Below are 8,521 nucleotides of genomic sequence, written 5' to 3'. Positions count from 1 at the left end.
GCGTCCTACCTTACGGATCACATTAAAGGAGCGTCCAAATAACGGATGGCTCGGATCCAGCACCTCGATCTTGTCCGGTGATGATTCGTCAGACTCACAAGCAGGGATATTTCTGTAGGCCTTCGAGAATCCAGTGCAATTGCTCTGTCGTCAGCCGCATCACCGTCTCCTGACGCCGGGGCCAGCGGAACTTGTCCTCGGCCAGCCGCTTCAGCACCAGCACAAAACCCGACCGATCGAAGAACAACAGTTTCATCCGGTCGCGACGGCGATTGCAGAACGCAAAAACCGCCGGCGCAAATGGATCGAGTGCCATCGTCTCCTGAACCAGGACCGCAAGACTGTTGATGCCGGCCCGAAAGTCGATCGGCTCGCGATGCAGGTAGACCTGAAGGTCAGCGCCCAGCTTGAACATCACCCAACGCTCCGATTATCGCCGCCAACGCATTCGCATCACCGCATTCCAGCGTCAGCCTCACGCCGTTCGGCAGTGATGCGCTCACCTTCGCTGGAGAGGACAGCGGCCCGATCCTCTGTGCCTTCGGCGGCAGCTCTTCACCATCCGTGGCAGGCATCTCCAACGCGAACTTGCTGCTCGCCGCGGTGATCTGAACCGGAAGAAAAGCCGATGTCGAAGACGGCGGGAATGGAGGGGCCTGGGTGTGTTTCCTTATCCATTTCCAAACGAGGTTCGCGTTGACCCCGTGTTCGAGCGCAAGTTTCGATACTGATGCGCCAGGTTCAAGGCAGGCCGCAATAAGACGGTCTTTCGATGCCTGATCGAACCGGCGTCGTCCATTCCGACCAACGAGCCGCACGACAAGTTTTTGACCTTCTTCCATCATTTGGTGTCCACCTCTTTTAGGTGGACACCTCATGCCAAAGCTCACTCAATTACAAAAGGTGCGGGGAAATTCGCGCTTACTTTCGATCACATCCAGTTCCGGCGGCCAGGTGCCGTCGGCCGGCAGCAGCCAGAATGCCGGCCACGCCGGCAAAATATTGCGCTGCCGCTTCCCTGCCGTCACCTCGCGAAAGGCAAGCGAGTTGGCGCGTGAGGCATAGAGCCGCCTCGCACGTGGAGGAGTTGAAGCGCGCGGAAAGGACTGTATTGGTGCGCCGTCAGGAATGCCGCGGCGCCGAACGGCGTGGATCTCCCTCGATGAGCTCGCTGCCCTTGACGCAGACGGGCGGCTCAGGAGGCTGCTGGCGGAACAGCTTCATGCACAGAACTTGCTCCTCAAGAAGATGCTTGCGCGTTTGATGCGCGATAGCGGGATTGCATGCGGCGCCCGATTTCGATCCTCCCGGCAAGGTAGGCGTACTCCGAATATCGCCCGATGCACGCTACCGCTCGGGCCTGGGCGAGCGTATTATCGGAGTTCGGTTTCACGAGGATGGACGATTTGGATTTGCAGGTTTTCCGAGATTCGCTTGCCAAGACACAGCCGCCCGCCGGTCTAAGCCATGCGCTGCAGGCGCTGTGGTGGGATGGAAAGGGCGATTGGGACAAGGCGCACGAACGCGCGCAGGAGCACGAGGATAGCGCGGGCATGCGTGTGCATGCCTATCTCCATCGCAAGGAAGGTGATCAATCGAACGCCGAATATTGGTATCGCCGATGCGGTACCGCACCGTCGACCTTGACGGTCGATAAAGAATGGGAAGAGCTCGCACGGGCACTTTTGGAGCAAGTCTGATTTCTGCTCCTCGCGAAGTGGTTCTGCATGTTTGACGCGAGAGCGCATCAATGCGCGAACCGTCGAATTGACGGCAGTATTTTTGATCCGCGGGCACTAGGAAGGCGCCATTGCCTATGGCCAAAGAACCCATCACACGTCGGCTTGCAGCCATTCTGGCCGCTGACGCGGTCGGTTACAGCCGGCTCATGGAGCGGGACGAAAAAAGCACGCACACATTGCTTATGGCTCGGTGGAAAGAGGTGCTGGAGCCGCTCGTCGGCATTCACCAGGGCCGTGTCTTTAAGAGGACTGGCGACGGCGTGCTCGTCGAATTCGGCAGTGCGGTCAACGCCGTCGAATGCGCTGCAGCACTTCAGCAGGCGATGGCGGCTGCCAACAGAGACTTGCCGGAAGACCGGGCCATCGTACTGCGCGTCGGTGTCAACCTCGGCGACATCATGGTTGAGGACAGCGATCTTTTCGGCGACGGGGTCAATGTAGCTGCCCGTATCGAAGCGCTTGCCGATCCCGGCGGCGTGGCGATTTCTGATGGAATTCATGAATATGTGCATGGTCGCACCGACATCGACTTCGTCGACAGCGGTTATCATGAAGTCAAGAACATCGAGCGGCCGGTGCACATCTGGACCTGGTCGCCTAACGACCGCACGAGCGAGCCCCATGAAATTGCTGCCGAACCGCCCCCGCAGCTTCCGGCGAAGCCGTCCATTGCCGTCCTTCCATTCGACAACATGTCCGGCGACCCGGAACAAGGTTATTTCGCCGATGGCATCACCGAAGACATCATCACCGATCTCTCGAAGGTTTCCGGCCTTTTCGTAATCGCCCGGAATTCCTCTTTCGCCTACAAAGGCAAGACGCCGGACATCCGCAAGGTGAGCCGGGAACTCGGTGTACGCTACGTCTTGGAAGGCAGCGTACGCAGGGCAGCCGATCGCATCCGCATCAACGCCCAGATGATCGACGGTACGACCGGCGGCCATTTGTGGGCCGAGCGCTACGATCGCGGGCTTGAAGATATCTTCGCCGTACAGGACGAGGTGACGCGCACCATCGTCAACGCGCTACGCGTGAAGCTGACGGCCGGCGAAGAGGAGCGGCGCGAGAGCCGCGGCAAGGTCGACCCGCAGGCCTATGACCTGCTCGTGCGCTCCCGTCAGGCGATCCTGCAGTTCAGCGCGCTGTCGTCCATGGAGGCCCGCCGCATGCTGCACCGCGTCCTCGAGATCGATCCAGGGATGGCGGCTGCCTATGCTTCGCTTTCGATCATTGCCTTGACCGACTTCATCAATCAGTGGAACGGCGCGACGCCTGACAATCTCACACAGGCGCGCGAACTGGCCCAAAAGGCCATCGATACCGACGATACCGAGCCGCAAGGCCATTACACACTCGCGCTTGCCCTTTCCTGGATGCGGCGTCTGGACGAGGCGGAGCACGCTGCACAGCGAGCGATCGAACTCGATCCCAATTCCGCCAACGCCTATACGGCACTCGGCACCATACGGGATTTCCAGGGCCGGCACGAAGAGGCCCTGACGCTGTACACACGAGCCCACCGGTTGGATCCGCAATTCGACCTGTCACTGCATTTCCAAGGGAGGGCCTTGTTGAATCTCGGGCGTTTTGACGAGGCCGAGGTCGCCTTCAAACGTCGGCTGATGCTTGCGCCCCGATCGGACATGACGCGCTTCTATCTTGCCTGCCTCTATGGTCGTACCGGGCGGCACGAAGAAGCGCGGGGCTATTGGCGGGAAATATTGGGGGTCAATCCGAGCTTTTCCGTCGATCACCTGAGGCGATCTCTACCCTACCAAGATCCCCATCTGATGGACCGGATGGTGGAGGGACTCCGCGAGGCGGGAGTCTCCATCTAGAGCACTTCCGGGAAAGTGTGTAACGGTTTTCCTGCTAACATTTTGGGAACAGGGGGTTTGCAGATCTAGTTCAAAGGGCGCCGCCGTGGATTTCATGCTGATGGTTCGACCGCTTGAAATCTGGTTCAGGACATTCGTCCTCAGCGAATGGACATTCTACCAGCTCGGGATTATCGCCGCCGGCTACGTTTTCGCCTCCTTCGTCGCATCCAGAACCGAGCCGGCGATGGAAACCAGGGCGCGGCGCATCAAGGGCAACCCGGATCTGCTGCGCGTTATCATCGCCTTCATGCGCCGCCTGAAATGGCTTTTTCTGGTCCTATGGCTGTGGCTTGCGAACGTCATTCTCAAACAGGGTACCTGGCCGTCGCAGCGATGGCTGGTCTCTACGGCGCTATCCCTCGCGGCCGCCTGGTTCATAATTTCCGTCCTGACCAAGATCATCCGCAACCCGACCTTGTCGCGCCTGGTGGCGATCGTAAGCTGGGGATACCTCGCCGTATATGCCACCGGCCTTGACGGCCCTGTCCTGGCGGCGCTCGATGCTGCCGCCGTCAATCTGGGCGTGATGCGTCTTTCACTGCTGATCGTTCTGAAGGCGGTCGTTCTGACAGTCGCCCTTATCTGGGTCGCAGTGCTCGTCGGCAATGTGCTTGCCCATTGGGTTCAGCGTTCCGGCGACCTTTCGCCATCGTTCAAAGTGCTGATTAGCAAGGTCATCAAGATCGTTCTGATCATGATCGCCGGTGCAGTCGCCTTGTCCGCGACGGGTATCGATCTCACGGCGTTGACAGTGTTTTCGGGTGCTGTCGGTGTCGGCGTGGGCTTCGGACTGCAGAAGGTCGTGTCCAATTTCATTTCCGGGATCATCATCCTGCTCGACAAGTCGATCAAGCCCGGCGACACAATCACGCTTGGAGACACGTTCGGGTCCATCCGCGACCTCCGTGCACGTTTCGTGTCGGTCATTACCCGCGACGAAAAGGAATACCTCATCCCCAATGAGGACTTCATCTCGCAGCAGGTGGTGAACTGGTCGTTTTCCAGCGACTACGTCCGGATCGATGTCGATTTCGGCACGTCCTACGACAGCGATCCGCATGAGGTGGTACGGATCGCCATCGGAACGGCATCGAGCGTTCCCCGCGTCGTCAATGCCTACAAGGCGCCGGTCTGCTGGATGACCGCCTTTGGTGCCTCCTCGCTGGATTTCCGCCTCCGCTTCTGGATCTCGGATCCGGCCAACGGCCTGACGAATGTGCGCGGCCAAGTTCTGATGGCACTATGGGATGCCTTCAAAGAGGCGGGGATATCCATCCCCTTTCCGCATCGGGAAATCATCATGAAGACGCCGGTGGAGATTCAGCGGCCACCGCGAGCATAGATTATGGTCTGACCGGCGGACAGGCGCTCCAGGATGCCGTCACTGCTGATTGTCCGGGGAAGGGGCGGAAAAGCCGTTGCGCGCGGTAATTTGCGCGGCCGTGGCGTTGAAATGGTCGGCGTCGTCTCCGACGAGCAGGACCGGGTCGCAGCGCCTTCCGCATGTAAAGGTTGCCCGGCGCACGCCCTGATGAACCGTCACCAGACGACCGCTACCCGCGACGACATCCAGAATGAGGTTGGCCACTTCGGCACCGTCGGCGTCGATCACGATCAGGTTCGTGGAGCCGGGTGTCTTGCCGGTGAGGATCACGGTTCTGTCGTCGCTGAGGCTTGCCTGCGCTATTCCTGTATTGCCGATGATGACTGTGCTTGCAGGCCGAGGAAGCGCAACGGTCTTAGCAAAATCAACGACAAGCCGCTCCACCCCTTCGGCTCCCATGCTTCGTTGCTGAACGGGAACGATCGCCGTTGTTGGCTCGTCCGCTGCGGCGGGCCTGACCAGAGCTGACATAGCCAGCACCAAGACGGCCCCTGTTGAGCGCCTGTACATGGGAAAACTCCTGCTTTGATGACAGTGGGAGTCAACGGCTGGACGTCCCCTTGCGTTCCAGCCGGCTACGAAGAAGTGGCCGCTCGTTCATTCGATGAGCGATACCGTTCGACCGACCAGGATCTCCTTCGTCGGCGAGGCGCAGGTCTCCATCGTCGAATTTCCCGTGAAGGTTACCTGATCGGCGATGATCTGCGTACATCCTCCCGAAACGCTCGAGTTTCCGGTGAAGTCGATTTGGCCCGTCGGCGCGTAGAGGTTTCCAACCAGCGTCGACTCGGAATTGCCTGTTATCCGATGGACTACGCCGACACTTTTGCGACTGGAGAAAAACAGCAGGCCGGCAAAAGGTCCGCTGGTCGGAGCGGTCAGATCGATGTCGCCGTTGCCGAGCAGATTGGCGGCCGCCGAATTGACGAAGAAAAACGTGACGCCGTCGCCGGTGAGTTTTGCCCCGGCCGTTATCGTCAGTTCGCCGCCGTCTATGATATAGAGGCCAGGCTTCAGCGTGATCGTCCCCTTGATGTCCACTCCCCCGCAGAAACGGATTGCCGCGACCCCGCTTGCAAGCCGGTCGAAGACATAGGTGGAGTTCGAGACATAGGTCAGATCTCGGCAGGGAAGCTGCTGAATGTGCAGTTTGTCCGGCTCGACGACGGATGCAAAGGGATCAGGCGTCGGTGGGACCTGCTGGACGGGTTTGCTGCAGCCGGTGAGCGTGAGGCCTGTCGTGGTTACGGCTTCGCCGACCGTATACACGCAATCGGTCGACATGAGCGCGCTGCCGTTCTTCATCAGAAAGGCGTCGGCCGCAGTTGAATTGGAGACCACGCTGCAACCGGACAATCGAACATCCGTCGAGCCGGTTACGGTTACCGCGCCCGATGCGGAGTTCGACAGGGCAAGCACGCAGGCTTTCGAGCCGCCCGTGACCTGAGCGACTGCGCGTGCCTTCATCGTAATGGTTCCTGCACCGAACACGGAAGAAAACAAGCGGGGATGCGTCTCGGTCAACTCGACCGTCACCTTGTTCGATCCACTGGCAGAGCCCGGGGCCGTGGACACGGCGAGGCCGCCCGGCGAAAAACCCGAGCCGCCTGCGACCCTGCGCGCGGCGGCCTCGAGTGCGGATTGTTGATCACCTGCGCGATGGCGCACGGCTGCGGCATAGGCCGATACGTCCGCAGCGTGCTGCAGCTTACGCTTTTCCAGATACCAATAGCCCGTTTCTGCCCCCAATCCCATCGCCCCGACGAGGACCGGAAAAGCCACCGCAGCGATGACCGCGACGGCGCCGCCTTCCGCCTTCAGAAATCGCCGCGCGACCCCTGGCCGCCGAGGCGAACGGCTCACTTCATCGATCGCGTCAATTTTCTCGCTCATCCACGTTTCCCGAAGCCGAAGTTTTTGCGTGCCGTTACTTGAAACCGCTGCATATCCTTGAAGAAATGCATCAGGGCTTTCCGATGGGACGATATATCCCGCCCGCCGCCTGCCGGCGATTCGGCCAGTCGGCCTAGTCCGGATCGAAGGCCTTGCCAGGCGTTCCTAGGCCATCAGGTCGAATGGATATTTCTTGGCCTAATAGGCACATTCCGGACATTCCAACCGGCCCGTCGGCCCTTGTGCATGAGGCATCGAAGATGATCTCGACATCCGCAGCTTGGCTCGCCTTTTTTGTCTTTGCCGGAGCGATGACTTACGCCGGCATCAGGGACGTGGTGACGATGACCATATCCAACCGCCTGGTCGTCTCCCTGGTGGTCGCCTTCGCCCTTCTTGCGCCCGCTGCAGGCCTGGACCTCGCGACGGTTACGTCGAGCGTTCTCGTTGCCTCCGCCGTGCTCGCTTGCACTTTCGTACTCTTTGCTGCCGGCTGGATCGGCGGCGGTGACGCAAAACTCCTGCCTGTCGCCGTGCTCTGGCTCGGCGCCGACCTTGCGCTCCCCTTCATCCTCTACACGTCGGTGATCGGCGCGGCCCTGACGGTTGGGCTTCTTCAGCTTCGACGGGTGCCTCTGCCGCTCGTCCTGAAGAAAAATGCCTGGGCGAGGCGTCTTCTCGACCGCGAGACGGGCATTCCCTATGGCGCGGCAATGGCGCCGGCTGCCCTTTTGCTGCTGCCGGAAAGCCACTGGTGCTCCGCCCTTCTTTGATCGACCGCGCCACGGTCCGCTTGCGCAAGACGAGGTTTAATCCATGATCCGTATCGTCATTCTCCTGCTCGCACTGGCATCCGGTGGAGCCGCCTCCTGGCTGGCGCTCGGCGTCGGCGACGAGCCCGCAGTCGAGGTTGCTGAGGTTCGGGAAGCGCCTTCGCAGGAGGTGCTCGTGGCCGCCGCAGAGTTCAAGCGCGGTGCCGCGATCGACGAGAGCCACCTGCGCTGGCAGCCGTGGGAGGGCGAAATCCCCCCTGTCTTCATAAGCCGCAGCTCCCGCCCGGACGCGACGACAGCGCTAAAAGGTTCTTTGGCCCTGAGCGACTTCGTTGCGGGTGAGCCCATTCGCGAAGACAAGCTGGCGCAGCGCGGCACGGGTTACCTGTCGAGTCTGCTGCCTTCGGGAAAGCGGGCGATCGCGGTTCGCGTCACGGCCGAAAGCACGGCCGGCGGATTTATCCTGCCGAACGATCACGTCGACGTGGTTCACACCGCCGCCCGCCCGGACGCCTCCGGCGACGCCGGCAAGGTCGTCAGCCGCGCGATCCTGTCAAATATTCGCGTCCTTGCAGTCGATCAGACCGTCTCGCAGGCAGCCGATGGAACCTCGGTCATCGGCAAAACCGCGACGCTGGAAGTGGATCCGGAACAGATCGCAGCCGTCGCGGCCGCCGAGGCTTCCGGCACCGTCTCGCTCGCACTTCGTGCGATCACCGACAACCACGAGGCCTCCGTCGTCGAGTCCGAGGGAACCAGACGCGGCGTAGTGCGCTTCTTCAACGGCGGACGTATGTCGATGGTGGAGGTTCCCTCCCGTTCCGACGGCAGCTGATCCATTTACGGAAC

General features: G+C 60.7%; 9 protein-coding genes. 5 read left to right on the top strand and 4 right to left on the bottom strand.

The genetic code is table 11. From position 1 onward, the window contains the following. Nucleotides 1-94 precede the first annotated feature (94 nt). On the bottom strand, nucleotides 95-415 hold the full coding sequence (gene tnpB, locus CN933_RS29635) for an IS66 family insertion sequence element accessory protein TnpB (protein WP_102763265.1): 321 nt from the start codon (nucleotides 413-415) through the stop codon (nucleotides 95-97). Next, nucleotides 396-845 carry an IS66-like element accessory protein TnpA gene (tnpA, locus tag CN933_RS29630; RefSeq protein ID WP_102763264.1) on the bottom strand — a complete coding sequence of 150 codons (450 nt, stop codon included), beginning with the start codon at nucleotides 843-845 and terminating at the stop codon, nucleotides 396-398. Before tnpA ends, tnpB begins: the two co-directional genes overlap by 20 nt. Before the next feature lie 552 nt (nucleotides 846-1,397). On the opposite strand from tnpA, the gene CN933_RS29620 reads away from it, so the two are divergent. The 3 genes from CN933_RS29620 (at nucleotide 1,398) to CN933_RS29610 (ending at nucleotide 4,964) form a co-directional block, all read left to right on the top strand. Then, nucleotides 1,398-1,700: a hypothetical protein gene (locus tag CN933_RS29620; protein WP_102763262.1), complete on the top strand. Its 303-nt coding sequence runs from the start codon at nucleotides 1,398-1,400 to the stop codon at nucleotides 1,698-1,700. 116 nt (nucleotides 1,701-1,816) lie between these two features. Beyond that, complete coding sequence (locus tag CN933_RS29615; RefSeq protein WP_180980848.1) at nucleotides 1,817-3,580, top strand: adenylate/guanylate cyclase domain-containing protein; 1,764 nt, start codon at nucleotides 1,817-1,819, stop codon at nucleotides 3,578-3,580. A gap of 100 nt (nucleotides 3,581-3,680) precedes the next feature. After that, nucleotides 3,681-4,964 (top strand): mechanosensitive ion channel family protein, encoded by a 1,284-nt coding sequence (locus CN933_RS29610; protein WP_522954422.1) that lies wholly within the window; start codon nucleotides 3,681-3,683, stop codon nucleotides 4,962-4,964. 39 nt (nucleotides 4,965-5,003) lie between these two features. On the opposite strand, the gene CN933_RS29605 is transcribed toward CN933_RS29610, so the two are convergent. Next, nucleotides 5,004-5,516, bottom strand: coding sequence for a pilus assembly protein N-terminal domain-containing protein (locus CN933_RS29605; RefSeq protein ID WP_102763259.1), 513 nt, complete (start codon nucleotides 5,514-5,516; stop codon nucleotides 5,004-5,006). 87 nt (nucleotides 5,517-5,603) lie between these two features. Continuing rightward, entirely contained in the window at nucleotides 5,604-6,899 is a 1,296-nt protein-coding gene (locus CN933_RS29600; RefSeq protein ID WP_102763258.1) for a pilus assembly protein TadG-related protein, read from the bottom strand. A 260-nt stretch (nucleotides 6,900-7,159) separates the two neighbouring features. Here CN933_RS29600 and CN933_RS29595 point away from each other — a divergent pair, with 260 nt between their 5' ends. Together CN933_RS29595 and cpaB are read left to right on the top strand one after the other, a co-directional pair. After that, nucleotides 7,160-7,672, top strand: coding sequence for an A24 family peptidase (locus CN933_RS29595; protein ID WP_102763257.1), 513 nt, complete (start codon nucleotides 7,160-7,162; stop codon nucleotides 7,670-7,672). 43 nt (nucleotides 7,673-7,715) lie between these two features. Continuing rightward, nucleotides 7,716-8,507, top strand: coding sequence for a Flp pilus assembly protein CpaB (cpaB, locus tag CN933_RS29590; RefSeq protein ID WP_102763256.1), 792 nt, complete (start codon nucleotides 7,716-7,718; stop codon nucleotides 8,505-8,507). The last annotated feature ends 14 nt before the right edge of the window (nucleotides 8,508-8,521 follow it).

It is taken from the genome of Sinorhizobium sp. M4_45, from assembly GCF_002885915.1.
In the GTDB taxonomy this organism is placed as follows: domain Bacteria; phylum Pseudomonadota; class Alphaproteobacteria; order Rhizobiales; family Rhizobiaceae; genus Sinorhizobium; species Sinorhizobium meliloti_A.
This window is presented reverse-complemented; position numbering and strand designations above follow the sequence as displayed.

Coding starts and splice junctions, on each gene's coding strand:
- CN933_RS29610 (WP_522954422.1), top strand. CDS start 3,681: ATGGTTCGACCGCTTGAAATCTGGTTCAGGACATTCGTCCTCAGCGAA.
- CN933_RS29615 (WP_180980848.1), top strand. CDS start 1,817: ATGGCCAAAGAACCCATCACACGTCGGCTTGCAGCCATTCTGGCCGCT.
- tnpA (WP_102763264.1), bottom strand. CDS start 845: ATGATGGAAGAAGGTCAAAAACTTGTCGTGCGGCTCGTTGGTCGGAAT.
- CN933_RS29595 (WP_102763257.1), top strand. CDS start 7,160: ATGATCTCGACATCCGCAGCTTGGCTCGCCTTTTTTGTCTTTGCCGGA.
- cpaB (WP_102763256.1), top strand. CDS start 7,716: ATGATCCGTATCGTCATTCTCCTGCTCGCACTGGCATCCGGTGGAGCC.
- CN933_RS29605 (WP_102763259.1), bottom strand. CDS start 5,516: ATGTACAGGCGCTCAACAGGGGCCGTCTTGGTGCTGGCTATGTCAGCT.
- CN933_RS29600 (WP_102763258.1), bottom strand. CDS start 6,899: ATGAGCGAGAAAATTGACGCGATCGATGAAGTGAGCCGTTCGCCTCGG.
- tnpB (WP_102763265.1), bottom strand. CDS start 415: ATGTTCAAGCTGGGCGCTGACCTTCAGGTCTACCTGCATCGCGAGCCG.
- CN933_RS29620 (WP_102763262.1), top strand. CDS start 1,398: ATGGACGATTTGGATTTGCAGGTTTTCCGAGATTCGCTTGCCAAGACA.